Genomic DNA, 24938 nt, shown 5'->3' with positions numbered 1-24938 from the left:
AGGTTACACTGAGAGAGCGACGTTTGATACCCTGTTTCCCCCACCGTCGCCTCATTCGTCGACAAGCGGCCTGTCGCATTCCTCCTGAAAAGACCAAGCGTAGGATAAGCACCACTCCGTTGGTTAAGATCAACAACGAGGAGTAACTACTTGTAGAACGGGCTGATTGTCAGGTCGTATGCCAGCCAGAGTCGCAGGTATCACCCTGCTTGACGGCGAGGACATCCAGCATGATCTCCGGCCGCGATGGAGCAAGTGGTTCTGGTCGCTCATCATCGGGCTTTGCACGCTCCCGGTCGGCATCGGAATCGTCCCGTTGTTCTTCGTCTATCGCGCCCGGAAGAAGACGCGGTATCTCATCACGACCGACCGCGTCATCGTCAAGAAAGGTGGGTGGACGGGCACCAGTACCGAGGAGTTCCAGATCGACCAGATCAAACGCGTGAAGTCGAGCCGTGGGCTCGGCGAACGTCTCCTCGGCGGCGGGACGCTTATCTTGGACATGGGGGCCGACGAGCTGCGCCTCGACGCGCTGCCGAACTTCTCGACGGTGAAGACGTCGATCCAGAACGCGCAGCGAGCCTGACGAGGAGTACTCGTCGCGCGTCCTTCAGACACTCGAAGTTCCGGAGTAGCGCGAGCGAGTCTTAACCAACATACTTTGGTCTTCCCGGGCTATAACGAGACGCCCACTGTGAACACCTTCGAACCCTGTCCACGCACGCTTAGCGGGGTTCTCTTGATAGTGCATTGTTGACGGAAAGACCAACTATAGGATAAACACCACTCCGTTGGTTAATGCCAACGACGAGGAGTAGCTATTTGTAGGACCGCCAATTTGTCAGGCTGTATGCAACGACGGACCTTCTTGACGGTCACGAGCGCATCACTAATTGCTAGTATAGCGGGCTGTGCGAGTGAGGATGGTGGTAACGGCTCGGGTGATACCGATTCGAATGAGGACTCGAATGCTAACGGGAGTACGACAACCCAGACACAAACCACGACGAAGAGCGAGACCGACTCGGGTTCCAGCGGTGGTAGTGACGATCTCCGCGTTCGCATCCAGACAGAAGGGGCGTGGTCGGGATCGGTCGGAAGCGCTGGCTCGAGCAGTTCGGTCGAAGGAAGCGGCAACGAAGTTGTCGACGTTGAGGATTCGGCGGACATCATCTCGGCGACCATCCAGAAAGAGGCCGACGATTCGAGCAAGCTCACCGTTCAGATCCTCCGCGGCGAGGAAGTCCTCAAAGAGTCCTCGACATCGAGTTCCTACGGCGTCGCTTCGGTCTCGTCGATGACCAGTGGGAGTGGCAGTAACTCAGGTGACTCCTCGGATGGCGCGAACCTCGAAGTCCGCATCCAGTACGACGGTCAGTGGACAGGTTCTATCTCGGCTGGCGGGTCGGCGCGCAGCGTTGACGGCAGCGGGACTGAGACTATCGACATCGATGATTCGGCGAGCATTGTCTCGGCGAACGCACAGAAGCAAGACGACAGAAGCGGGACGCTCACGATTCAGATTCTCTCGAACGGTGAGGTTCTCAAGGAGTCCTCGACGAGCGCGGCGTACGGCGTGGCGAGCGTGACCGCCTCAGGATAACGAGCCAGTCCTCATTCGATTCACGTCAGTTTCGGCTTCAGACGGGCCCACGCTTTTCGGATGAGCGCACCCGCTTGGTGTGTGTTCCATCCGCAGTTCGGACACTCCCAGAGCGTTGCGACGTAGCCCCCTCGCCGGAAAATGAAACTATCGGAGACGGAGACGACGCTGCTGCATGAGTAGCAGTATACCGCCGTGTGTGCCATACTTTCCATCGTCTGATCCCCTGATATCCGAAAATCGGATACCACGTGGGTAGATACCATTGGTCAGAGACCTGATAAAGTCGTTTGCGTTGCAACAATAGCTGCGTCATATCTCTCTGAGTGAGTCGCCGAGTATCGAGCGTAATCAGCCGCCTATGCTATCATTCCGAACCTATATCCATAGACAAAAAGAACACATGACAGCGTCGTTATCCACGTTCTGGGAAGGCGCGTGTGACACTACGGCAGGTCCCCGCTGGCGTCTCGGCTTATTCACTCTCTGCCGTTTATTATTCTCACTAGATGAATTGCTCCGCCGACACCGATTGTAGGAGTGAGATGTATTCTACATACTAATACCGGAACTAAAGACGATGGGCGCTTATCGGGTATTGTGGGGTGGCAATATTTACCTGATGACGTGTAAGTGATATACATGAACGGGAAATGCGAGCATGATACGTTTCAGTTGACGGAGGAGGAGCGAGCGGCAGTCTTCACCGCACTCGACCGGGGATATTTCGCGGTTCCACGGCGAGCATCACTATCCGAGATCGCCGACGAGCTGGGGACGACTGACGTTGAGGCATCCGTGCGGATTCGAACTGGCGTCGACACCATCTTGAAGACCTACTCATGTGAGTGAACGCGGGAGTCACCTTTCGATGAACATAATTACTATCGTGATTGATGGTGAATTATTTTACGTGTAGAAATTGGAGTGGTATCTAGGAACAACTGTCCGCTGCTGTGAGCCCCCTTTGACTTTCTTCTCGAGGTGTTGCCCCCTCGTGGAAAAGGTTCCTATCGTTGGACGGGCCTTCACACACCACTGGCCACACGTTCCACCCTGTCAGAGGCATCATGATATCCACACCTGGCGATTCAGGCAACCCCGCCACCGAGGAAGAGTTCCACGACCAATTACGACAGCTCGTCCATCGCGCAGAACGCAACGATGTCGACGTTGCGGGGGGATGGTTCTGTCGGGACGCCCTTACCGACCAGTCGAACTGGGACATTGAGGTAGTCGAAGTGCGAACTGAGTAGGCCCTCTCTTGGGCCAGTCGGCTCCCCGTGTCGAATTGTAGTGGAAAATGAGCGACAGCGCTGGAGACGCTATCGCCGTGAATTGAGGGTGCCAGCCTCCGCAGTCAGTGCCACCTGACTGCATCCGCGGAAGAACGTGCCAGACCGATCGTGTGCCAGATACGGTTTTTCTTCCGTACCCTCCAGTTCGTAGTATCAAATATAACTCTCTAGTCTACATGTATTTATCTAGGGTAGAATCGGAACGATTTCAAGATGGTTGGTACTGTCTTGTGTAGAGTCGAGGCCCCCCGGAGTTGGCATGGCCGGGGAGCCGAAGCACACGATTGGAACGGGACTGGCAATCCCGTGTGAATCAATCATCAACGTAGGGGCATATAACCACTCCCCCTGATTATTTTGGGACATGGCAGATTCGGACAAAAGTGACTTAATTTCCTGAAGGTGCCGCTTGGCGATTATTCATCACCGTGCTGGACGTCGTACTGATCGTGGCTCGTTCAAATTGATCTGTACCGCCCGTCGACCTTGACGTGCTCTTCCGCCGTTTCTACCTCATACATCTCCGCTATTTCGTCTTGTATGCTCATTGTGGGTTAGATTCGTCGGTCAGATTCGTTATCGTCAGTTCTGCTGTTCGTCCCCCTCGGGGCGGCGGTACGGCGTCACCGCGAAGAACGCCTCGTTGTATTCGAACGCGCGCTGCAGGCGCATCACCTCGGCGTGGATCTCCTCGAGGCGAGGTCCCCCGAACACAGTGTCGTCGTCACTCATCTCCACCCCCCACGACCTCGATGTCAATCCCGCTGAAATTCTCCCAGTAGGACTCTGAGAACACGAACTTGGTCTCGCCTTTGGGGCCGTACATTCCCGAGTCGTCGTTCGCGAGTCCGACAATCGCAATCGCCAGCAGGTGTGAGAGGTCGCCGGTATTGACGAACATCGCAGATGACCCTCTGACCGGCGTCCTGATGGCGAGCCGGTATGGATTGACGTGTTCTCGTCCGTTGAACACGCGAACGTCGTCTTCGGAGAGCCGCCCCTGTGCGAGATACGAGTCAGCGGCGGGGTCGAAATCGGGGCGACCGTTCGGCCACAACACCTCGTCGCTCGGAAACGGGTAGAGCGGAGGCTGTTCGTTCTTCGACTGTCTGGGTCGTCTCTCTGGTGTCTCACTCATTATCCATCTCCTCAATCGTAATCGCTTCGTCGACCATCGCGTCGACGAGTTCGGTCGTCGACAGCGGGAGCGCGTCGAGAACGGTCCGGAAGTGCGAGCCGAGCATCTCGATCTGGATGACGCCCCATGCCACGCTCTCGTCGAGGATGACCGACGTGCTGTAGTCGGTCTGCCCCTGTCGGTGCGCGATGACGAAGAACGCCCCCAGGTCGTCGGCGTCGAGGAGCGCCTGCGCCGAGACCGTGTGGTCGTTGAAGTCCTCGACGATGTCGTCGGTGTCCAGGCCGACCGTGTAGCCCTGGTTCCGGAGTGTCGTGATGAGCTGGTGGGCCGCTTGGACTTCCGAATCGCTATGTGCCATCTCTGGGGTCTGATACGAGTTCGTACAGCCCCTCGTACACCTTCCTCGCGTGACCGTGCTCGACGAGTCGGCCGAGGACGTCACGGGTGTATTGAAGACTGTAGTCTGTTTCATCTGCCGCGTACGGGGCGGTGACGCGCCCCTCGTGCAGAAGGTCGAGCATCGCTCTGTCCGCAGGCCCGAGATCGTCGGCGTCAATCATCGGGCGGTCTGTTCTCACGTCCACGCTTTAGACCATGTGGTGTAGCTACTAAGCACTTAGGGACTATGCCATAGGGAACAAGCCATAGACCATAACCCTTAGACCCTAAGGATTAAGTAGCCCCCACTCTACAGTGTAGATATGGCTCAGCGTGCGACGGTCGCAGAACGCGGCCCGGTGCTAGAGACACCGAGCACGCTTGTGCCATGGAATCACCCAATGGCGAGTACACAAACGCGACTCGGCGACTTGAACGGTACGGACGAAGACGACCACCCCGAAATCCCCGCGGGCATCCCCTGGACGGAGTGGGAGGACATCCCGACGCCGGTCCAGCAGAACATCCGGAACTCGGACGGCAGCGTCCACGAGGCCATCGGCGACCTGTTCCGCGTCGAGGACGAGGAGGCCGACCGATGAGCGCCCGCCCACTGACGACCGACTGGCGAGCACTCCCCGGCGACCTGCGCTTTGAGCTGCGGACGACGACCGAGCGCTTCGACCGGACGATGCTCGACGACGTGGAGGGGCAGCGATGACCGAGAAAGTGGTGGCGCTCCCGACGGTACTGGGTGCCGACATCATGGTGTGGGACTCCGGACGGGCGACCGTCTGTCCGTGGGACGACTCAACGTCGTCGCAGAGTCCTGCGGCCCGTGACTTGGCGAAGGCTGTGGAGGGCGGCCGATGAGTTCCGCGAGCCTCCCGGACCGCTACCGGCGGGCGATGACCGAGGACTTCTCGGTCGACCGGCGGATGGACGGCGACTTCGAGGTGACCAACGGCAGTCACGAGACGCCCGGCCGACACGTCTACACGGTCGCGATGGAGGACGAGGCGATCGTCGACTGCTCGTGCCCGGATTCGACCTACAGGCGCGTCGTCTGCAAGCATCAACTCGCCGTCCAGCAGCACCTCATCGACGAGGGCGGGCGATGACGCTCACCTGCCCGGACTGCGGAACGGTCGACGTCGAACTCGTGGGGAGCAACGGGGCGGAGTACCCCGAAACGCGCGTCGAACGGTACGAGTGCTGTGAGTGCGGGCGGTCGTTCACGAAGACGCTCACGGCGTAACGCCACCCGGCGCCGGGCTCGTCCCCTGGCGCGAGGCTGTCAGAGGCCGTTTCGTCTGTTTTCGCAGTCCAGTGTTGCCACTCGGCGGGGCTATCACCGAGAGAAGAGAGCGGGGTCGCTACTTCTGCGAGACGAACTCGCCGTCGATGGAGAGCTCGATGCCGTCGGACACCCACACCTCCTCGAGGTCGCCCTGGACGCGGAACTCCTGGGACCAGCCCTTCTGCATGTGCCCCACCACTCCGCCGTCGCCGGTCTGATCGAAACTTCCGGCGTCCTCGGGCGTCACCGACTCTGAGACGCGGAACCGGTAGTGGCGCCGGCCGGACAGCGAATCGGTCCCTCGGACGGTGAGGACACGGCCCGGTGGCTGGGCGGGTTCCTCGCCCGTCTGGTCGCCCTCCTGTGCCGGCTCGTCGGTCGTCGTTCCGAGCGTCGACGGGTCGACCGTCTCGCCGTTCCACTCGACGGTCGCGTCGCCCTGGACGATCGTCGCGGAGAGGACGGCTCCCGCGATGACCCACTCATCGTCTCTGCCGTCCGAGGACCAGCCTTCGACGTGCGTGACCCCCTCGCCACGCTTCGTCGTGTCCCAGTCGTGCTCGCCCGTGCCCTGGTCACCGGGGAAGACGTCGCCATCGATCTCCAAGACGTACTCGACTGTTGAGCCGGCGGCGGCGACGATGCGGAGGACGTCGCCGTCCTCATGCTCCCCACCGAGCGAGTCGACCTCCCCAGCCGCACGGCGCTCGGCAGGCGTCGGCGTATCGCTCTGCCCGCCCTGCTCGGAGTCGCCAGCGTCGTCGGGCGTCGGAGTGGCCCCGCCGTCGTCCGCAGGGACCGTCACCGGTCGGACTTGGAGCGGGTCGTCGACGGCCTCGACGAACTGAAGGTCGTGATGGTCGAGGCGCCGCACCTGCTCGGAGTCGGCGAGCTCGCGGATGGGCGTGCCGTTGATCGCCGACGCGCCGTCCACGCGAGCAGTCCCCGAGTAGTTCGCCCCGACCCACATGGCGGGGGCGTCCTCGCGCTCGTGTTCGACAGTGAGCCCGCAGATGTCGACGTCGCCGGCGTCCATCCCATCGACGTCGTGCCCGAACTTGATCGAGTAGAGGACACCGTCTTTCCGACAGGAGTGCTCGACGGTGCAGTCGACGAGCGTCTGGCCGCCGATAGGGGCACCGTCCTCGAACGCGCCCCGGTTCTCGTTGAGCGCGATGCCGACCGCATCGCGGTCGTGATGGAAGTCCTCGTCGAGCGTCGCGGTGAACCCTTCGACGTAGCTCCTCGTGGGGGCGCGAAGGCCCGTGTTCGGCGTGTTGTGACTCCACGAATCGAGGACGTGAATGTTCGAGGAGTTCGCCAGGTAGTAGCCGTGCCCGCCGCTCGCTCGGACCCCACAGTCGGCCATGATCGTCGGGCCCTCCATCCCCTCGGAGAAGAAGCCGAACGCGGAGTTGCGACCGCTCGTCGCCGGTTCCATCCCCGTCTCGACGACGCAGTCGCGGATGTACGACGGCTGGTCGTGGTCGGCGGGCGAGTGGTTCTCGAAGCGGAAGTAGAGCGTCTCGCGTTGCGAGGCGTCGACGATGTGGACGCCGTTGACCTCGAACTCCCTGGCGTGCCAGATCGCGAAGCCGGGACAGTTGGCGTCCCCCTCCGAGGAGATCTCGATAGGGCCGTCGACGAACAGTCCGTCGAGCACCGCCCACCCCGCGCCGAGATACCCGAGCTGTGAGACGACGAGTTCCGTCCCGTCGTGACAGCGCCACTCGACGGGCTCGTCGCCCACGACCTCGATGCCGATCGTGTCGCCCCCGACGGTGTGCTTCAGGGTCCGCGTCGCTCGGTAAACTCCACTGTGCATCTGGACGAGCGTCCCGTCCTCGAGGTGGTCGGCGAGCCACCCCGTGATGTCGTCGACGTCCTCCGGTCGGACTTCGAGGACGCGGTCAAACTCGAACTGGTCGTCACTACCTCTGATCGTTGTCATGGATGCTGTGTCTGGAGGGGTTTTCACTCGCGGCGGGGGGTGGCTCTCGCTATGCGCCACGAACATCGACGTCTCCCACTCGGCGGCGACGTCGAGGAGGGGCCGAAGGTCGCCGGGGGGCTCGACGTAGCTCTCGGTCGCGGCCACCCCTTTCTTTCACTGAACCGGCTGCGAGTCAGCTGTTCGACGTTGGCCGCCTGTGTTACACTTTATACCCGAGCGATTCTAATCTCTGATTCACTTCCTTACTGGTCACGTTTGTTTCGTCTGCCTCTGAAATTTCAACTGTGTGGGTCCGTTCATCCGTTGCTTCTGTCTCGGCCCACGGGACTTTTCGGACGACAGGGTGAGGCATTCCGGTAGGGTGTGTCAGAATCCCCCACTCCCCAAACGCTTCCCCATGGTCTGCGGTGATTATCACTCGCGGCGCGTCAACATTCTCAAGCAGTATCTTGACATCCTGCAGAACGAGCCGAAGATTGTCGATATAATACTCCCACGCATCCTCGATCTCCATCTCCCCACGTCTGAGTTCTGGCCAATATGTTCGAGCCATCTCCCCGTCTGGCCGTTCGAGATAAGGTGCGTGTGGTTGCCCGTAGTGAACCATTAGGCGGGAAGCGTCAGATTGGCGATGGGCGTGGATTGCTCGGTCGGTCACTGGGCGCGGTTGGACCGTATTCACTTCGTCGTCCCAGGCGTCTCTCCAAACTTCATCGATAAGGCCGAAGTCGTCTGTGTGGAGTGTTTTCCAGTTGGTCCACTGGGGGACTGACTTTGTGACGGGTGGTCGCTCACCATTTCTCAGAACCCGCTCAGTGAACGTATTGTAGGTGACATATGCAGTTTGTCGTATCTCTTCTCGATGAGGTTCGGTAAATGTATTCGCCATCCACTCCTCGGAGCTGCTTCCCACAGACCAAATTGAACTGACGTCATCGATGAAGTCGAACTCTGGAGCCACTTCCCGAAGCGCATCAACACGGCAGGCGTCCAGAATAATCAATAAGTCCCACTCTTTTGAATAGAAGTTTGTACCGATTTCCCTCCGAGAAGAGACGCTCATGAGTCCGCCAAGGTAGACATCGTATAGTGTTTTAGCGACTGCCCCTGGGATACTATCGTCTCTGAATCGTTTGTATGTCTGGTTGAGCCACCCTTTTGTTCCCATACCACTCCCAATTGTTCCTAAGTTAAACCACCTCTCTTAGTTGGGGCCGAATACCGTTCCATCAATGAGTGAGCGCCAGTTCCCCGCGCCCGACGCCAGCGACGTATCCCATTCGGCATACCCCGAGGGGTTGGTATCGTTGCCGTTGTGCCGTTTTAACTCACCGTCGAAGTTCCCAGGAGTTGCGGAGAGGTCCTCTTTCGACGTTTTTCCGAACCCCCGCGAACTTGTCACCCGAAAGTCTCCCTGCTGTAGTTCGACGGTGCTGGTTGGCTGAAGTCGGATGTCTGCGCCAGGGAGCAGGTTTAGCGTGCCGGGATTCTCGAAATAGATATTGCCCGTGTCGAACCACGACGTGAACACGTCGTCTGGGTTACTCCCGTGAATCCGATACACGTCCTGCTCGGGGAGTTCCATCGCCATGCGACCCGTCTCCTGCCCGTATAGGCGTCCGTGGTCGAACGACCCGACTTGCCACCCACCTTTTGCGTGTCGGAGGGTATCGAACGGTCGCCCCCACTCCGCCCCGCTCTGGTTGTTGACGTGCTCGATAACGTCGATAATCTTCGAGTCAGCGGTGTCCAGGTTCCCCTCATCCGCCCGTGTCCCGTCGATTATCTCATGACCGTAGAAAACCAGGCCGCTATTGTTCGATATGGCGGTGTCTACCTCCCCCGTGAGAGTGGACAAGTCGGTGTTTTCGGCACGCTGCCGTGACGTTTCAAACGGCCCGTATTTCCCATCCATCGCTCCGCCAACGGTGCCAAACGCATACTGGTACACCTCGGAGACAATACCCTGGCCGTCTGCGGGGTCATCACCACGCTGCCCACCGACGTAGACGTACCCTTTGGGGAGCAGGTTCGGGTTGCCGTATTCCTTGGCCTTTGCGACGAAATCGGCCATCGAATCATACACGTCCGTCTCTATCTGCTCATTTGTCTTCCCGTTGAATCCCGTGTTAGTGTAGCCGTGCGACAGGATTTCCCAATTATAGGGGTCTGACGATATTTCGTCCAATTCGTCCCACGTCATGAACCCCGAGGTGCCGACCTTGCTCGTTGGGACGGCGATGGCCGCAGGAACGTCGTAGTTCTCGAACACGTCCCGAAACTGGTACTGAGAGCGGCGTGCATCGTCCCATATCCATGAGACGACGGTTTGGCTGGACCGCATCCCGAACGATTGGGATATGTCTCGCTCCTGAGCTACGCCTGCGTTCACCAGCCCCGTTCGGTTACTCCTGATTTCAAACGGAATTTCGGTAGACCCACGCGCTGTGTCTAACGAATCGGCCGTCGCCGTATCGACATCCAGCGTCTGGACCGTGACGTCGTCGAACGCACCGTCCGGGACGACCACCTTGATCGTCTCCGAGTCGGTCATGTCGCCGTAGTAACTGCCTGGAGTGGAGGGCGCCGATCCGAGCTTCGAGATGGAGTTGACGTTGTTCGCGAGCAGGTCAGCGACGTCGTCGCCGACCTCGGCGTAGCCGTTGGTCGTGAACCAGATGTCGCTATCCATGTTCGAGATTTTGATTCGCCGGGTGACCGGCGTGCCGTCCTGCTTGAGTCGTGAGGTCTCTATCCACGTTGTCATGTCTAAGGGGGTAAGGGGCTGGTCAGTAGCCGATCAGAGCAGTCCGAGGGTGAGCGCGTCCCACGACCCGGTTCCGAAGTGGACGAAGCCGATGCCACGCCCTCGGTGGGTTGTGTCGTTCACTTCGAGCGTGTCGACGAGATCGGCGCGGACGCCGTTGCCCGCACCGCCACTCATGTCGACACGGTAGAGTCGCACGACGTGCCCGCCGACGCCGTTTTCGTCGATCGTCACGGCGACGATGAACCAGTCGCCGTCAGCAATCGACACCTCTGTCGAGCCGATCGTCTTAGTCACTCCCGCCTCGTCAGCGCGCTGGACCAGGAGGTCGTCGTAGTAGGTGTCGATGTCGAACGTAACCCAGTAGCAGCCGTAGCCGTCGGTTTCGTGCCCTGGGGCGTGGCAAAACGAGAGCCGGACGTAGTTGTCCCGAGGACGGACCGCCATCGAGATAGTCGACCCCTCACTCGTCGCGCTCCCGAGCGTCGGGTAGGCATCGAGGCCATCGCCCGGGTACGACCACTTCCGAGAGCGGTTGTCGTAGTTCTCGCGATAGGCTGCCGACGGGCCGGAAAATGAGTCGCTGGTCGTCCCGATGACCGAAGCCGACCCACGCCAGGGGCCTTGGGACCCGTCGTAGTTCTCGACACCACCGATGGGGTCGTTGAACTCCTCGAGGACGATCAGCCCGGTGAACGCACCGTTCTGGACCGCGAAGGCGTCCGTCCCCCCGACGATGGAGAAGTCGAAGTCCCCCATGTCACTCGATGATGTAGGCGAACGTTCCGCCCGCGCGGACGATGTCGCCGGTCGCGTTCTCGACGGCGAACGTCACGGGGGCCTGCTCGCCGACGAGCGTGACGAGTGGCGTGTCGAGCGTCCCGACGGTCCGCCGGTTGTTTGTCGAGAACTGCTCTGTTCCCGAGCCGTCCGAGACTGTCGCCGTCAGGCCCGCCGGTGCCTGCCCGCTCTCGTCGAGGAGCGTGATGCCGATTACCTTCAGCGTCAGTCCCGAAGGCACGTACTCGAGGGTACGAGATCTATCGCCGTCCTGCAGCCGACCGACCGGGATGGGTGCCGTCCGGGCGTCCCGGACCAGCAGGGTCGCCGAGCGCCCCGCCACCTGACTCGTCGACGTCGCCTTCGCGACGGCGGTCGGATTCGCCCCTTCGTAGCGCTGGTTCTGTACGTCAACTTGCCGCCCGAGCACGCGTTTGTCGGTGAACGCTGTCACTGAAGACGCGTCCGTCTCGTACGTGGCGACGGGTATCCGCGGGTCGCCGCTCGCGAAGTCCGACGCGAGGCCGACGATGACTGTATCAGGTGCGGAGAGGTCACCACCGACGTAGACGGTCTGGTCGGTCGTCGACGCGGCCAGCGTCACGGTTGACGTGACGTCCCGCCCGAGGTAGACACCACCGACGATCGCCTCACCGGTGTCGATCTGAACGTCGAGGTCGGCCGACGACTGCTCCGGCGCGAAGGCGTTGAGCGGCGTCGCCTCGATGACCGAATCGGAGGCGGGGACGACCCACCCGCCGCCGGGGGCGTGGGCTGCCCGTTCGATCGTCGCCGCCGTGATCTGTGCACTGACCGCTCGGTTGGGGGATGGATTGACGAGATCCGTCATATCAGAGTGCTGTGAACGAGATGCTGACCTCGATCGTCACGGTCGTCGAGGCGTCTTTGTCGACCGGCGAGATACTCGCGTGATTCAGGAAGCGGTCGTCGGCGTAGAGTCCGATCTCCTGTAGTGTGTTCCCGTTCGCTTCCCCTTCGTCCAGATACGCGGCAGTGAGCACTTCGTCGCCGTTGCCCTCGATCGACGAGAGCGGAATCCGGGCGACCTCGTTTCCGAGGCTTCGGTCGGTCTCGGCGGGCGTCGTTCCGTTCGTTCCGACCGCCATCTCCGAGAGCGCCGGCGTATCCTTCCCGCAAAGCCCGTCGACGGCCCACTCGTGCAGCTCGACGCAGGTCGTGTTCCGCGCGAGCGAGAACTGCTCGGGCGGGACGCGCCGAAGGGCTGCTATCCGGGCCCGGTCGGGCAGGTCGTCCCAGGCGTCGATGACTGCACTCGCGAGGCCGACGTCGTAGCTCGCGACGGCGACGTTGCACTCAACGCCGACCTGTGCGAAGACGGTCACAATCCGGCCCCCCACGACGAGAAGGACCAGTCGTCACCGTCCCACGTCGCGGCGGCCGACGCCGCGCTCGTCACGGTTACGCTGTCGCTCGCCCCCTCCTGATCGGTCCCGGCGCTGCGGACGTCCTCGACGGACGACTGAGGGTCGTCTTGGTTCTCCGAGCGACGCTGGTCGCGCCGGAGCTCGTTCAACAGCCGTACGGCTTCTCGGGTTTGGGTGTCTCTCATGCTGGGTCTGGTGGCTGGTGCCGGTCGCTCAGAGCGTCCGGGCTTCCTGCGAGACGATGGAGGTCCGGAGTCGGCCGCCTGCGTAGTCGGTCGTCTTCTCGGTGACGACATAGTCACCGACGGCATCCTCGAGCGGGAAGTTCGCGGTGAACACCTGGCCGGCGTCGAGGTTGTGCGCAGCGAGCGACCGACAGTCGAACTCGAGTTCTTCGCGCGGCTCGTCACGATGCCGGAGGTCTGCCTCACCGCGGTCGCGGGCGGCTGTGAACGTCTGCAGGCCGTCGTCTTTGATTCGTCCCTCACGAAGGCCATACTCCCGTTGGCTCGCCGGGTCCTGTACTCGGACCGAGACGGGGAACGGAAAGTACGCGCGGTAGGCGGGCGTCGGCGCTGCGTCGACGCCGACCTCCTGACCCGTCGGTCCGTCGGACTCGATGATGAGCCACGGGTTCGGCTCGGGAAGCGTGTGAGTGGGCATGATGAAGCGCGTCCACCCGTCGGCGGCGAGGAACTCCGCCGAGAGTTGTTTTTTCGTGATGTCCGACTCGGTGTCCTCGATGGCGACCGGGCCCGACCCGTCGCCGACGTCCTTCTGCAGCCGGACGACGAGCCCGTCGGCGTCCTCGTTCCGATCGGCGCGCGTCCACAGCTCGATACGGGCGAGTTCCGACTTTCGCGTCGAGATACGCGTCGTGATGCGGTCGGCAGGCTGGTCGGTCACCGCCTGGTAGGCCGTGACCGTCTCCTGGGCGTCGTCGACGGCCTTGTCCGTCCCGCCGTCGACGCGCATTACGTTGATGAGTTCGTCGTCGGTCTCGCGGACGCGGTAGGTGCCGACGTCCGCCGGGCCGATCGTGCCGACCGGCTCGATGTCGGCGAGCGGCTGGAACGAGAGTGCCCGTCCTTCGGAGGCCATGATCGCGTCACCTTTCTTCTGTAGTTCGACGAGGACGTCGAGGAGGTTCATCCCATTCGAGAACTCGTCGGTGATCGTCTCGACGCGTCCGAGCTTCGAGCGGTCGATTTCCGGGGCCTTCTCCCGTAGCAGCGTGTTGACGATCGCGGTGTTCGCATCGGGGTCGTCCTCTGGGAGGCAAATAGGAGCGCCCTCGAAGACGTCGTAGACCTGTCGCCAGCTCGCGATGGCGAAGGCGAAGTCCTCGCTCTCGATCGTAATCGTCGCGTCACGAGGGCCGCTTCGCTCGCGTGTCTGGGGGCGGGCGACGCCCGTCCAGAGCGTGCCGTATCCGCCGAACGTCCCCGAGCCGAACGGACCCTCACCGAACACGCGTTTCCGGTTGATCGGCGTGTCGGCGATGAACGCCAGTCGGTCGCCCGCCGTGACCTCGCCGGAGTACTGCCCCAGCGCGTTGTCGACGACGAGCTTCGCGGTGTCCTTGCGCTCCTGGATGCGCTCGCTGATCGAGACGACATCGAGGTCCGGTGCCGGGACGGTGATGTCGGCCGCATCGAGGTCGTCGCTGTCGTTGTCAGGCTTGAAGACGGCGAGTCGCGCCTCGCGAACGGGGAGGGCGAGTGACCGCTGGACAATCTGGCTCATCGTCTCCCCCTCTGCACGAACATTGACGCCTCCCACTCGGCGGCCGACCGCTCGAGGCTGGGAAAGCGCTGGTTGAGCACCGCGGCGACGTCCTGCGGGTTCGTTGCCAGATTCCGCGTGTCGGCCTTCACGGAGATTTGGTTAAGCGCCTGCCACCCGGCGTTGCCGCTCCCGTAGAAGCGGACGATGTACCACGGGTCGACGTCTGGGTTCGTCTGGATGAGTCCAGCGTAGGACGGTTTGACGTCCGCCGCAGCGACGATTCGACCGGCGAACCCAGCAAGGGCGTCGTAGTCGTCGTAGTAGGCCGGCCACCACGCCGTCTGGTTCTTCCGTGCCAGGTCGGGGTCCTGGTCGCCCGGGGGGATGCCCACTGCCGGGACGATGTACCACCGGTCGTATTCGGTCACTGTATCAGCCTCCGCTCGAGGCCGTCCCAGTGGACGTCTGCGTTGTTCGTGTTCTCGTTGAGTAGCTGCAACCCCTCGAACGAGTCGAAATACGGGGCGTTCATCGATGTCGTCGCCCACGCGTCGGAGCTCCCCGCTTCGCGTATCTTCGCGACGATATCGGAGTTGTCGTACCGGAGTACGCGGAACTCGTAGAAGGTCGCTCCCGCAAACGAGTAGGAGACGTCCGCTGTCGAGGAGATGTTCGACCCCACTTCCTGTAGGTCGAAGTGGCCGTCGCCCATCTCCATGCGTAGACGGACGTACTCGTCGTTCACGGTGTCCATCGCGACGTAGAGAAAGGAATCGCTGATCGAACCGATCGACCCGTGTCGCGTGAACCCTCGGAGTTCGTAGCCCTTCGGGAAGTAGTTCGGCAACCCGTCGCCGGGGCCGCTCTCCAGTGTCGAGTAGTCACCGGTCGTATTGACGAGCGAGCCCGTCCCTTCCCAGAACGTCGAGTTGTCGACCGAGTAGCGCGAGACGTCCTCTCTCCACCCTTTGTTGAAGGTGTCGAACCGGTCGATCTCCTCCCACGAGGGGCCGACGATACCGACGTTGACGCCACGTCCCGTGACCGTGACACCGCGACCTTCGACGTTGATGCCTCGAGCCATTATTCGACGAGGAACCCGAATTGCCCGCCGACGCCGGGAGAGGTGAGGTCGCTCCCCGTCTCGTTGTTCGCGCGTACCTTTGCCACGCCGAACGACCCCGTGTTGTTGGTCCACGAGGCGACGCCGGAGTGCGCCCATGCGTCGGACGTCTCTGCCGAGGCGACGACGGTATCGGAGTCGTCCACCAACTCCGCGGAGAGGCCCGTTGGCGCGGACCCTGTCGAGGCGTCGAACGCTCCCCATCGATAGACGGTGATGGTGTCACCGTTCGGAACCGGGACGGCGATTTCGACGGACTGCGTGTCCTTGAGTCGCGAAACGGGTAGCGGGTCCGGGTTGTCGATAACCGCCTGGACGCGGTCGACGTCCACCGTCGCCGAGCCGCCGAGGCCGACCGCACCACCGCCCGAGAGCCACGTCCCTGCCGAGAGCGTTACTGTCGAGTTGACGAGCCCCGAGTTCGGGACGGATGACTCACCTGCGGCAGTATGGTTATGTCCTTCACTGGCTGCCCACGAGCGCGTCGCGAGGCGCCTCGTCGAGCCGCCGTTATCGAGCGCCAGGACCCTCCCCGTCTCATCGACCGTGGCGATGACGCTCCCGCCGGCGACAACCTCGAGGAGTCCGCCGCTTCCCTCTCGAAGCGTGAACGCCGAGCCGTCGCTATCGGTATCCGAGAAGACGAGCGAGCCGACGCCGGTCGCAGCGTAGCCGCCGAACGGGAGCCCCGCCTGCATCGCCGTCGACCCGTCTCGTGCGAGAAAGGCCGACGCGGACTCCCCACCGACGGTTTGGGCGTCGCCGTCCCAGATCGTGACCCACCCAGAGGCAGAGGGTCCCGTATCGAGGTAGAGCCCGGGCGGCGACTCGTCGGTCGTGAGATACCAGCGCTCCGGCTCTCCGCTTGCCGGGTCGGTGCTCGCCGGACGATTCGCCAGCGTACCCTTTTTGATGACGGCCTCGTCCTGGAGGTCGACAAGGTCTTCGAGGATCTCGTCCCAGACCTCAGCGTCGCCGCCGAGGACGGGGAAGGGCCAGTCGTGGTAATCTGTTTGTGGCATGGATTAGCCGTTGTTGAAGTTCGCGCTGCGAAGTTCGTCGACGAAGCCGCGGCCAGCCGCCCGGCCCTCACTGCGGGAGTTCGCGTTGACCTCGACGCGGCCGATGGTGACGCCGCCCGAGCCGCCACCGCCGCTGGTCTGGACGTTTGCGGCCTCCATCGCCCGAGCCATCGCACCAACGCCACGGTCGTTCAGCGGGATTACCGCTTCCTTGGAGCGGCCCTCACCGACGACGGCCCGCGTCGCCCCACTGACGACGCCACCGCTCGCGAGACCGATTGCATTGGCACCAGCGTTGATCGCGTCACCGACCGCATCTGCAGCGGACCCGGCAGCATCGGCCGCGGCGCTTGCCGCGTCGGCGGCCGCTCCTTTCGCGTCCGAGAGATAGTCCGCCGCATCGCTCGCGGCATCGCTCGCCGCGCCCACGATATCCGAGGCGATATCCTCGACCGCTCCGAGTTTGTCCTGGAACGCTCCGACGACGTCGCCGAGGAACCCTGATACGTCAGATATCAAGTCTCTCCCAAAGCTACCGATCGTCCCAAGGAAGCCCGATATCCAGCCGTCTACGAACGACGAGATAGCGTTGAACATCTCGGGAACGATGGAGTTGCCGATGATCTGGGAGTGGAGGTCCTCGAAGAACTGGATGACTGGCTGGATGAACGTGCGGTCGAACCAGCTGACGAACCCACCGACCCAGTTCTCGACGAAGTTCCGGATGCCGCCGAACGTCCGCTCGAGGAACCCAGCGATGGCATTCCAGGCCTCTTCCCAGTCGCCTTGGAGAATATTGAGCCCTGTTCGAACGACTGTGAGGATGAAGTCGACGGCTGTGTTTATTACCGACCCGACGGTGTCGAATAGGAACCGGACGATGACGAGGATCTCGTCGCCCCACGCCTGCCATGCCGACTCTGTCGCCCCGAGGAACCCCTCGATGAACGGCCAGATGAAGTCGACGAACTGCGTGATGCGTGACTTGATGGCCTGGTAGGTTTCGAGGATCTCGGAGTAGAGCGCCTGCCCGTGAGTTTTCCACTGCTTTTCGATACTGTTGAGGACGGGGGTGATGGCGTTCTGCCACAGCCACGTCATCGCTCCCATCACGACCGCCTTGACGTGCTCGAAGATCGCCTTCGCTCGCTCGTAGAGCACCTGCAGGCGGTCCCAGGCGTCTCGCATCCGCTGGACTCCGTTGGCGACCAGCGTCCGCATCTTCGAGGTATCCCCACGGAGCAGCGCCTTGACTCCCGAGAGGACCTGCCGGGTGGTGTCACGAATGCCGCCGAAGTTGTTCTTCCACGCAGCGTACAGCGCGGCCGCGGCGAGGCCGGCCGCAGCGAGCGGGGCCGACAGGCCCATCACGGCGGCGAGAATCGCGCGGATGCCGCCGGTCACGACAGGGACCGCACCCGTGATCGATGTCAGCGAGAGCGAGAACGAGGACACCGACGACACCACCGAAGAGATGATGCCGGGAATGCCGAGCAAGAAGCCCTTCAGGACGCCAAGTGCGTCCTTGAACTTCAGGATGCCGTAGACGCCGTACAGGAGCGCCTTGTCGACGAGTGCCGTCAGGATGGTCCGCATCTTCCCGAACGACAGCAGCGTCTTGGTCACGCTCGAGGAGACCGTCCCCAGCGTAAGGGCGACCGACCCCAGCGTCGACGCCAGCGTCGCAAAAATGCCACCCGCCGTCGTCGCGACAGATACGAGGCCGCCCAGCCCGGACGCGCCGATGAGCGTCCCGACCGGCCCGAGCAGGCCAAGGAGGACAGGTGCCAGCCCGAGGAGGACTGTCTTCCACCCACCGAACCTGTCGGCGACGGCCTGGATTTTCGGCGCGAAGCGGTCGAACAGCGCCTCGAGCTGGCCGAGCGCCGACCGGGCCGTTCGGACGAGCGTGCGGACCGTCGCGACGACGGTCGCCCGATGTTCGTGCCAGGCAGCGCCGATAACCGTGAGCGCTCCGCGGACCGATCCGCCGAGTGTGCGGATGCCCCCGATGAGCACCGTTTTGATTGTCTGGACGACCGATCGAGCGGTGATGCCCATCGAGTTGAGTTCGCTGCGGAACGCTCCGGCGACCGTCGACGTGATATCGCGGACGAGCGCCATCGCATAGCGGACGCTCGGGGCGAATTCCGAGCGGATTACCTGCAGCACCTCACGCGTCGCCGCCTGGATGCCGCCGAAGTCGGATCTCCACGCCGCGGCTAGGGCGACGACGCCCGAGGCGACGAGCCCGAGGACCGGGTTCAGGGCAGTCAGCGCCGTGATGATGCCCCCGACCTGCCCGGCGAGCAGGCCGAGGCGAATCTGGGCGTCCGAGAGGCTCTGTACCCATTGGCTGACGCCCTTCGTGACAGATGTCAGCTTCGAGACGAAGTCAGTCAGCCCAGGGAGCAGCGCCTCACCAATCGTGATGGCGACATTCCGAAGCTGGTTCGCCAGCAGCTGCGCCTGGTTGTTGAACGTCTTCGACTGCGCTTCGAACTCTCGCTGGAGGGACGTCGCGTTCTCGAATTGTTTGCCCGAGAGCTCGACGGCGCTGTTGACGCCCTCGAGGTTCTTCGCCAGATTCGATAGTGCCGTCCGCGAGAACGAGGTGAGCGTCTTGCGGAGCAGGTCGGCCTGCTTGCCCGACCCGGCCATCGTCTGGGCGAGGCGTTTGATCGTCGCGACGGGTGCCTCCGACCGCATCTGCTTGAACTGATCAACCGAGACGCCCAACGCCCGCGAGATGTCCGCCACCTTCCGCGGGTCGAGCATCTCCTGGGCGATGCGCCGAAGCCCGCGGCCTGCCTTCGAGGCGTTGGACGTTACCTCGTTGAGTGCCGCCGAGAGGCCCGCAATCTCGACTTGCGATGCGCCGAGCGTCGACAACGACGATGCCGACTCCATCATCGACGTGACGATTTCACTCGAACTCGTCGCGAAGTTATTCGAGAGGGCGTTAATCGCTGAGCCCAGGTTCTCTATCTTGGAGATGGGCGTGTCGGTAATCGTGGCGAGCTTCGCGAACGCCTCGCCCGCCTCAGTCGCTGCGAGGTCGGTCGCTGTCGCCATCTTCGCGACGGTCTCCGTGAAGCCGACCAGCTGGTCCTCTGCGACTCCGAACCGGCCGGCCTGTGCGACGAGGTCGGCGATCTCCGATTGGGCCAGCGGGATGGTGCCAGCCAGCCGCTTGACCTCCTCGGACATCCGCGCGGCCGTCTCGGCGGAGGTGACCTTTTCGACCTCCACGAGCGCGTCCTGGAACTTACGCGCCGCATTCACTCCCACGCCGGCGAGGACGCCCGACGCAGCGGCGACGGCGCCGCCCATCAGCCCGACGGCCTTTCGGAGGTCGAGAGCGGCGCTCTTCACCGATGCGAGCGCGCCGGAGACCTCCCCCGCGCCGGACGAAGATATCTCTACCTGGAGGCGCTCTGCTGTGATTGCCATGTCAGAAAGTCATTGTGTGCCGCGAGTGGCCTCTCAGGCCGCGTTCGGACCGGATTGCGCCATCAGATCGTCGATGCGCGCCTCTGCTTCGGGCGTCATCGCCTGCCCGGGTTTGGGCTCGCTGGCGGACTCGCCCGAGTGCTCGACTTCGAAGAGTTCGTAGTAGACGCTGAAGCCGACGAACAGCCGCTCTCTTTCCTGCTGGCCGAGTTGTCCGATGATGCCGTGGCGGTCGTAGGTGTAGCCACAGTGATGCAGGAAGTAGTCGACGAAGCAGGCCTGCTCGTGGGCGTCGAACTGGTCGAGTGACGTCCGGGGCTTACGACTCATCTTCGTCAGCCTGCTCGGCGAACTGCACCACTGCCTCGGGGTTCGCCTCGAGGAGCTGCATCGCCTCCGGCGGGAGGTCGCCCCGACTCGTCGCACGGATGCGCTCGACGACGGCGTCCTCGTCGGACGCCAGCAGGACGAGGATGAAGTAGGCGTCCTGCATCGCCCCGGTCATCTGGTCGCTGACGAATGACTCGGTCACGCCCTCGCTCGGGCACTGCGGATGTGTGGTGAGGTCCGGCGCGACGACACACCGGTCGAAGATGTTCGCGAGGTCGCGGTCGGTGAGGTCCTCGCCAGCCTCCAGCTTGCCCTCGATGTAGCGGCTTCGAAGCGCGCCGGTCAGCGGGCGGGCGATGCCGTCACCGCCGAGTTCCTCGACGTACTCTCGCCGAGGGATGATTTCGCCGTCCTCGTCACGCTGGATGGTCGTCTGTTCGAGGCTGACGAGGTCGTTGTCGCCCCCCGACCCGTTGATATGGTCGGGCGTCTGAGCGGCCTCGTCGCGCTGCTGGCGCTCGACGTTGGCGCCGGTATCGGTACTCTCTGGTACGTTGGAGAAATCGCTGTTGGACATGGGTTAGATTACGCCGGTCGGAAGTCGATGGGGGCGCTACCGTCGGTCTGCTGCAGCGCCGAGAACGTCGTCTCGACGGTCGCGAACGCCTGCCCCTCTTCTTTCGTGACGCTCCCGCCAGCACTGCAGTAGGCCCGCGGGAACGCGATATCGCCGTCGTCGAGCGGGATGACCATCTCCCCCTCGTTACCTTCGAAGTGGTCGCCGGACTTGTCGGCTGACTGCGTCTCGCCGAACACCGTCGCCTCAACCGTGGTGTCGCGGCCGTCGGCGTGCTTTGACTGCGCGAAGCCCTGCGTTGTCGACTCCTCTTCGATGTTGTTCGTGACGGTCGCCGTCGCCTCCACAATCGTCTCGGCGATCGGGCTGCCGTACCACTGGATGTCCGTCCCAAGGACGGTCTGCGGGTTACCGAGCGTCGAGCCGTCACCGAGCGAGCCAGCGCCCAGCGGCGGGACGCCGTGGTCGCCTTCGATGCCGTCGTAGTCGCTCTTCCCGGGGATGACCGTCAGCAGCTGGCCGGGCTGTGGGGTCGTGTCGTCGCCGTCGTTGACGTACACTTCGAGCGTGCCGGTGAGTTCAGTGTCGACCCACACAGCGCCGAGCGTGTCAAACTGCGTGGCCGAAGAGACGACGACCGTCCCATCGCTCCCGTCGAGCGTGACGTCCTCCTGGGTGCTCCCATCGACACCTTCGAGCGTGACCGACACGCCCGTGTCGCTCGCGTCGGTCGACTTGAGTGCGAGGAACGTCGTGGCCGAGGGCTGATCGAGTTGGTACTTCCGACGCTTGTCGAACATGTACGGGAGTTCGACCTGCGCGACAGCGTTATCGCCAGCTGACAGCGACAGCGCCGGTTCCGAGGGCCGCCCGCCTCGAGCGTAGTCGACGATGCGCGTCCCGAGCGAACTCGCCGATGGCGCGCTCCCCGACGGGTGAGAGTTGCCCCGTCCAGCAACGAAGTACTTCGCGTGGACGGTGTTGCTCGCGATGACCGACGCGAGCGTCTCGATCTCCATGAACGAGTGGGTTGCCAGCAGGTTGTTGTCAACATCTCGCATCCAGCCGTAGGCGAGTGGGTCGATGGCATTGCCACCGGAGTCGACCGGGAAGCGTTCGAGGTCGTACGTGACCGTCGACTCGTGCGTCTCCTGCTGGCGCTGCTTGTCAATCGGGTCGACGTTGCCGATGCCGGTCCGCTCGTCGTGGGTCGCCTCCGACTCCGCCTCGTAACTCGTCACGACTGACGAGTAGAGCTTCCAGTCGGGGTCGGCAGGGGTCTGTGCGTCGCCGGTCGCGTCGACGGTCTCGGGGACCCAGTGGTACTCGGTCCTACGCGAGCCGCTTTCAACGTTGAGTGGTGCCATGTGTTACCTCTGAAGGTTCGAACTGCGGAGTTCGTCAGTGAGTTCGACACCGATGTCGAGCTCTTCACCCCGAGCGAGCTGCAGTCGACTGAGCGCGACGTTCGCCTCCTCGGCAGCATCGCCGAGGTTCTCGAGCGCCGCAGTCAGCTCTTCGATGTCCCTGATGGCCTCCTCGGTGTCGGCCGTGACCGTCACCGTGAGCTCTTTTTGCTCCGTCATCAGTCGTCCTCCTCGTCGAGGGTGTCCTCGTCGGTCGGTGGGGCGTCGTAGCGCTCAACGCCCGGGTAGCGGTCGCTCTCAAGGATGTACTCGCCGAGGTCCTCCGGTACTTCGTCGGTCGTGCCGGTCGCGTGGACGCGCACGCTCCACGGCTCGCCGTCGAAGCGGCCGCCGAGGCGCGTCGTTCGAGACCGGCCTTCGTCAGTTGTTGGTAGTGTGAGTCGCATCAGGTGTTCTCAGTCTGCGAAGCGCACGCCGGACGATCGGCGAACGCGGGAACAAGAGTCAACCCCAGCGGATCGATACCGGGGCTGTCGGTCGGATGGCGATGCTACGCGGTCGGGGTCCGGTCGCGCAACCAGACTGCCCGCAACTCGGTTCGGAAGACCGCCGGACCGTCGTCGGTGTCGACGATGTCTCGGCTGTCTCCGGGCGCCAACGAGCGGAACTCGACGGGCGACTCGTCGAGTAGGATTTGACTTGCCTGCTCGAAGAGGTCGTTGCGGACGATCTTCGGGTTTACATCGTTGCCGCTCGTGCCGATGCCCTCGCAGTCGTCGCGGGTCCCCGCAACGCAGTTGACGAGGGCGAACCCCGAGAGTCGCTGGCGGCCCTTCCCGGTCTCGCCGTCGAGGCCAGTCAGGCCCGTCACACCGCCGCGATAGGGGCCTTCATCCATGTTGGTGATCGTGATGCACGGCATGTCGCCGTCGCGGTCATACCAGCCGGTGTGGAACACGGGCGCGTTCGCGACCGACGTCGCGCTGGCGTCCCAGTTCGATCTGAGGACGTCTCGCAGCACGACGTTCGGATCGGGCATGTCAGGCACCCTCCTCCGAGTCGATGGCGTAGACGCGGAGTCTGCCGTTCTGCTCGTCGTAAACGTGTACGACGTGGTAGACGACCTCCGAGGGCGTCTCGATTTCCGAGGGGTAGGGGTGAGCGTCGGTGCCATCGTAGACGCTGACGTCATCCGGGAGCAGAATCTCAGCGTCGATAAGCACCGACTCGCCATTGACGGTCGACGTCTCGACGGGGTCCTGTGGTTGCTCCACCTGCCCGGTCGTCTCGACAGTCTCGCCGAGTGTCTTGCCGGTGTCGCCGTGGGCGTCATCGCCGACGGCGGTCCCTGAGCCCTCAACGTAGTTCCGAACAGTCAGCGCCGTCTCGAAGTAGTCGACGAACCGCTGATCGTGCCGGGAAATCTGCCGCCCGATTCTGGTGCGCGTCATGAGACCCTCTCGTACTTGATCGATGCGCGGAGTGCACCCGTATCCACGGGCACGATCTCTTTCGCGATTCGCTCGACCTCCTGGGCGGCAAGTCGGACGAACTCTTCGACACTGTCGGTCTCCGCGCCGATCTGGTCGAGCCTACGGTTCGTCCGCTCGGCGGCCGGCCGGAGGTATGGCTGGGCCGCCATCTTCGAGGTGCCGTACTCAACATGGATGGCATAGTTCTGATTCGCCGAAACGACGTACGTGACGTCGCTCGTCCACCGCTCGTCGATGGTGTCGAGCGTCGTGACGAGGCTCCCAACCCCGGAGATACTCGCCCCCACGATTAGCCATCCATGCCCCGACCATCCGGGACGTCGATCCGCGCGACGGGCTTCTCGAGTTTCGAGAGCTGCCCGGTCGGGTCGAGTTGTGTCGCCTTCCGCCAGAGTGACAGCGCATCGTCCGTGTCGAAGCTAATCGCCCGATTGCCCTGCCGGAGTTGGGTGACGTCACCGTCGCCCTCGACGTACGCCGCTGCGAGCAGCGCCCCGACAAGTTCGAGGCGGTCGGCATCTCCTGGGGCGGCGTGCGGGGCGAGGTCGTCGTTGACCACCGACTCGGCGAGCGACTTCTCAAACGCCAACGAGCTATCGGGGTACTCAGACGAGTCCGCTCGCAGCGCGCCGCGGATGTCGCTCTCGCTGACGGTGATCGACATGGGTGGTTACTCCTCGTCCTCGCGGGCGGCCTCGATGGCGTTTATCGCGCCATCACGGTGCTTGCCCTCGCGCTCGGCGACGGCGAGTGCAGCGAGTTCGTCCTCGCCGTAGTCGCCGCCGTCCAGTTCGCCCTCGAACTCGTCGATCGTCATGTCCGACGGGTCGAACGGGGCGCTGGCGTCGTCCTCTTCTCCAGCTTGGTCCGAGGCTTCGCCACCGTCGTCGCTCTCGTCCTCGACGGGTTCGAGCTTGTCGCGAAAGGCGCTGATTTCGGCCTCAGTCGGCTCGAATACCTCACCCTGTTCGCGACGGTTGCCTGGGGCGCCGTAGTTCGGGGCGGTGACCCGGTACTGCTCAGGCATCTTCGACCTCCTCGCCGTCGATGTAGATGTCGATGGCCTCGTCTTCGGGGATGTGGATCTCCTGCCCCTGCGAGGTCTTGATGATGACTGCGCTGCGGGCGTCGTGGTTGTGGAACGCATCGTAGACCTCCTTGGCATCGCCGTCGTGGTCCCACGGAGTTCCGGAGTAGACTGTGGTTCGCGTCATCCGA

At 63.1% G+C, this 24938-nt stretch carries 35 protein-coding genes; 8 read left to right on the top strand and 27 right to left on the bottom strand.

Annotated elements, in window-relative coordinates:
- The first annotated feature begins 178 nt into the window (after positions 1 to 178).
- The 3 genes from NKG96_RS12385 (at position 179) to NKG96_RS12375 (ending at position 2455) form a co-directional block, all read left to right on the top strand.
- Complete coding sequence (locus NKG96_RS12385; protein WP_254535262.1) at positions 179 to 586, top strand: PH domain-containing protein; 408 nt, start codon at positions 179 to 181, stop codon at positions 584 to 586.
- A gap of 264 nt (positions 587 to 850) precedes the next feature.
- Positions 851 to 1603: a hypothetical protein gene (locus NKG96_RS12380; RefSeq protein ID WP_254535261.1), complete on the top strand. Its 753-nt coding sequence runs from the start codon at positions 851 to 853 to the stop codon at positions 1601 to 1603.
- A 642-nt stretch (positions 1604 to 2245) separates the two neighbouring features.
- The gene (locus NKG96_RS12375; protein ID WP_254535260.1) at positions 2246 to 2455 is read left to right on the top strand and encodes a helix-turn-helix domain-containing protein; all 210 of its coding nucleotides are present in this window, start codon (positions 2246 to 2248) and stop codon (positions 2453 to 2455) included.
- Positions 2456 to 3483: 1028 nt separating this feature from the next.
- Here NKG96_RS12375 and NKG96_RS12370 read toward each other — a convergent pair.
- The 4 genes from NKG96_RS12370 to NKG96_RS12355 are packed head-to-tail and all read right to left on the bottom strand — an operon-like array spanning position 3484 to position 4602.
- Positions 3484 to 3633 (bottom strand): hypothetical protein, encoded by a 150-nt coding sequence (locus NKG96_RS12370; protein ID WP_254535259.1) that lies wholly within the window; start codon positions 3631 to 3633, stop codon positions 3484 to 3486.
- On the bottom strand, positions 3626 to 4039 hold the full coding sequence (locus NKG96_RS12365; protein WP_254535258.1) for a hypothetical protein: 414 nt from the start codon (positions 4037 to 4039) through the stop codon (positions 3626 to 3628). Before NKG96_RS12365 ends, NKG96_RS12370 begins: the two co-directional genes overlap by 8 nt.
- Positions 4032 to 4400 (bottom strand): hypothetical protein, encoded by a 369-nt coding sequence (locus tag NKG96_RS12360; RefSeq protein ID WP_254535257.1) that lies wholly within the window; start codon positions 4398 to 4400, stop codon positions 4032 to 4034. Before NKG96_RS12360 ends, NKG96_RS12365 begins: the two co-directional genes overlap by 8 nt.
- The gene (locus NKG96_RS12355; protein ID WP_254535256.1) at positions 4390 to 4602 is read right to left on the bottom strand and encodes an ArsR family transcriptional regulator; all 213 of its coding nucleotides are present in this window, start codon (positions 4600 to 4602) and stop codon (positions 4390 to 4392) included. Before NKG96_RS12355 ends, NKG96_RS12360 begins: the two co-directional genes overlap by 11 nt.
- 219 nt (positions 4603 to 4821) lie before the next feature.
- Between NKG96_RS12355 and NKG96_RS12350 the strand changes: the two genes are divergently transcribed.
- From NKG96_RS12350 to NKG96_RS12335, 5 genes are read left to right on the top strand one after another with little or no spacing between them, the layout of a single operon-like run.
- Complete coding sequence (locus NKG96_RS12350) at positions 4822 to 5022, top strand: hypothetical protein (protein ID WP_254535255.1); 201 nt, start codon at positions 4822 to 4824, stop codon at positions 5020 to 5022.
- Complete coding sequence (locus NKG96_RS20925) at positions 5019 to 5141, top strand: hypothetical protein (RefSeq protein ID WP_256558089.1); 123 nt, start codon at positions 5019 to 5021, stop codon at positions 5139 to 5141. The genes NKG96_RS12350 and NKG96_RS20925 overlap by 4 nt, the downstream gene beginning before the upstream one ends.
- Positions 5138 to 5293 carry a hypothetical protein gene (locus NKG96_RS12345; RefSeq protein WP_254535254.1) on the top strand — a complete coding sequence of 52 codons (156 nt, stop codon included), beginning with the start codon at positions 5138 to 5140 and terminating at the stop codon, positions 5291 to 5293. Before NKG96_RS20925 ends, NKG96_RS12345 begins: the two co-directional genes overlap by 4 nt.
- The gene (locus NKG96_RS12340) at positions 5290 to 5541 is read left to right on the top strand and encodes an SWIM zinc finger family protein (RefSeq protein WP_254535253.1); all 252 of its coding nucleotides are present in this window, start codon (positions 5290 to 5292) and stop codon (positions 5539 to 5541) included. Before NKG96_RS12345 ends, NKG96_RS12340 begins: the two co-directional genes overlap by 4 nt.
- Positions 5538 to 5678 (top strand): hypothetical protein, encoded by a 141-nt coding sequence (locus NKG96_RS12335; protein WP_254535252.1) that lies wholly within the window; start codon positions 5538 to 5540, stop codon positions 5676 to 5678. Before NKG96_RS12340 ends, NKG96_RS12335 begins: the two co-directional genes overlap by 4 nt.
- Before the next feature lie 118 nt (positions 5679 to 5796).
- Here the strand turns inward: NKG96_RS12335 and NKG96_RS12330 are convergent, their stop codons facing one another.
- From NKG96_RS12330 to NKG96_RS12220, 23 genes are all read right to left on the bottom strand, one after another.
- A complete protein-coding gene (locus NKG96_RS12330) occupies positions 5797 to 7818 on the bottom strand; it encodes a hypothetical protein (RefSeq protein WP_254535251.1) in 2022 nt (673 codons plus the stop codon).
- Between the two features lie 55 nt (positions 7819 to 7873).
- Positions 7874 to 8842 (bottom strand): alkaline phosphatase family protein, encoded by a 969-nt coding sequence (locus NKG96_RS12325; protein WP_254535250.1) that lies wholly within the window; start codon positions 8840 to 8842, stop codon positions 7874 to 7876.
- 36 nt (positions 8843 to 8878) lie between these two features.
- Entirely contained in the window at positions 8879 to 10441 is a 1563-nt protein-coding gene (locus NKG96_RS12320) for a polysaccharide deacetylase family protein (protein WP_254535249.1), read from the bottom strand.
- A 33-nt stretch (positions 10442 to 10474) separates the two neighbouring features.
- Complete coding sequence (locus tag NKG96_RS12315) at positions 10475 to 11200, bottom strand: hypothetical protein (protein ID WP_254535248.1); 726 nt, start codon at positions 11198 to 11200, stop codon at positions 10475 to 10477.
- A 1-nt stretch (position 11201) separates the two neighbouring features.
- On the bottom strand, positions 11202 to 12071 hold the full coding sequence (locus NKG96_RS12310) for a hypothetical protein (RefSeq protein ID WP_254535247.1): 870 nt from the start codon (positions 12069 to 12071) through the stop codon (positions 11202 to 11204).
- 1 nt (position 12072) lies between these two features.
- Positions 12073 to 12585: a hypothetical protein gene (locus tag NKG96_RS12305; RefSeq protein WP_254535246.1), complete on the bottom strand. Its 513-nt coding sequence runs from the start codon at positions 12583 to 12585 to the stop codon at positions 12073 to 12075.
- A complete protein-coding gene (locus NKG96_RS12300) occupies positions 12582 to 12776 on the bottom strand; it encodes a hypothetical protein (RefSeq protein WP_254535245.1) in 195 nt (64 codons plus the stop codon). Before NKG96_RS12300 ends, NKG96_RS12305 begins: the two co-directional genes overlap by 4 nt.
- 64 nt (positions 12777 to 12840) lie before the next feature.
- Entirely contained in the window at positions 12841 to 14373 is a 1533-nt protein-coding gene (locus NKG96_RS12295) for a hypothetical protein (protein ID WP_254535244.1), read from the bottom strand.
- A complete protein-coding gene (locus NKG96_RS12290) occupies positions 14370 to 14783 on the bottom strand; it encodes a hypothetical protein (protein WP_254535243.1) in 414 nt (137 codons plus the stop codon). Before NKG96_RS12290 ends, NKG96_RS12295 begins: the two co-directional genes overlap by 4 nt.
- Entirely contained in the window at positions 14780 to 15439 is a 660-nt protein-coding gene (locus NKG96_RS12285) for a hypothetical protein (protein ID WP_254535242.1), read from the bottom strand. Before NKG96_RS12285 ends, NKG96_RS12290 begins: the two co-directional genes overlap by 4 nt.
- Positions 15439 to 16500: a hypothetical protein gene (locus NKG96_RS12280; protein WP_254535241.1), complete on the bottom strand. Its 1062-nt coding sequence runs from the start codon at positions 16498 to 16500 to the stop codon at positions 15439 to 15441. The genes NKG96_RS12285 and NKG96_RS12280 overlap by 1 nt, the downstream gene beginning before the upstream one ends.
- 3 nt (positions 16501 to 16503) lie before the next feature.
- A complete protein-coding gene (locus NKG96_RS12275; RefSeq protein WP_254535240.1) occupies positions 16504 to 19953 on the bottom strand; it encodes a phage tail tape measure protein in 3450 nt (1149 codons plus the stop codon).
- Between the two features lie 33 nt (positions 19954 to 19986).
- Positions 19987 to 20283: a hypothetical protein gene (locus tag NKG96_RS12270; RefSeq protein WP_254535239.1), complete on the bottom strand. Its 297-nt coding sequence runs from the start codon at positions 20281 to 20283 to the stop codon at positions 19987 to 19989.
- Entirely contained in the window at positions 20273 to 20860 is a 588-nt protein-coding gene (locus tag NKG96_RS12265) for a hypothetical protein (protein ID WP_254535238.1), read from the bottom strand. The genes NKG96_RS12270 and NKG96_RS12265 overlap by 11 nt, the downstream gene beginning before the upstream one ends.
- 8 nt (positions 20861 to 20868) lie before the next feature.
- Positions 20869 to 22227, bottom strand: a complete 1359-nt coding sequence (locus NKG96_RS12260; protein WP_254535237.1) for a hypothetical protein — start codon at positions 22225 to 22227, stop codon at positions 20869 to 20871.
- Positions 22228 to 22230: 3 nt separating this feature from the next.
- Positions 22231 to 22446 (bottom strand): hypothetical protein, encoded by a 216-nt coding sequence (locus NKG96_RS12255; RefSeq protein ID WP_254535236.1) that lies wholly within the window; start codon positions 22444 to 22446, stop codon positions 22231 to 22233.
- Positions 22446 to 22673, bottom strand: a complete 228-nt coding sequence (locus tag NKG96_RS12250; RefSeq protein WP_254535235.1) for a hypothetical protein — start codon at positions 22671 to 22673, stop codon at positions 22446 to 22448. Before NKG96_RS12250 ends, NKG96_RS12255 begins: the two co-directional genes overlap by 1 nt.
- Before the next feature lie 104 nt (positions 22674 to 22777).
- On the bottom strand, positions 22778 to 23266 hold the full coding sequence (locus NKG96_RS12245; protein WP_254535234.1) for a hypothetical protein: 489 nt from the start codon (positions 23264 to 23266) through the stop codon (positions 22778 to 22780).
- A gap of 1 nt (position 23267) precedes the next feature.
- The gene (locus tag NKG96_RS12240) at positions 23268 to 23678 is read right to left on the bottom strand and encodes a hypothetical protein (protein WP_254535233.1); all 411 of its coding nucleotides are present in this window, start codon (positions 23676 to 23678) and stop codon (positions 23268 to 23270) included.
- The gene (locus NKG96_RS12235; protein WP_254535232.1) at positions 23675 to 24007 is read right to left on the bottom strand and encodes an HK97-gp10 family putative phage morphogenesis protein; all 333 of its coding nucleotides are present in this window, start codon (positions 24005 to 24007) and stop codon (positions 23675 to 23677) included. Before NKG96_RS12235 ends, NKG96_RS12240 begins: the two co-directional genes overlap by 4 nt.
- Before the next feature lie 2 nt (positions 24008 to 24009).
- Positions 24010 to 24384, bottom strand: coding sequence for a hypothetical protein (locus tag NKG96_RS12230; protein WP_254535231.1), 375 nt, complete (start codon positions 24382 to 24384; stop codon positions 24010 to 24012).
- Positions 24385 to 24390: 6 nt separating this feature from the next.
- Positions 24391 to 24747: a hypothetical protein gene (locus NKG96_RS12225; RefSeq protein ID WP_254535230.1), complete on the bottom strand. Its 357-nt coding sequence runs from the start codon at positions 24745 to 24747 to the stop codon at positions 24391 to 24393.
- Entirely contained in the window at positions 24740 to 24934 is a 195-nt protein-coding gene (locus NKG96_RS12220; protein ID WP_254535229.1) for a hypothetical protein, read from the bottom strand. Before NKG96_RS12220 ends, NKG96_RS12225 begins: the two co-directional genes overlap by 8 nt.
- Positions 24935 to 24938 lie beyond the last annotated feature (4 nt).

It is taken from the genome of Halomarina litorea (genome assembly GCF_024227715.1).
Taxonomy (GTDB): Archaea; Halobacteriota; Halobacteria; order Halobacteriales; family Haloarculaceae; genus Halomarina; species Halomarina litorea.
Note: the sequence above shows the minus strand (reverse complement) of the source record. Positions and strands in the feature narration are given on the sequence as shown.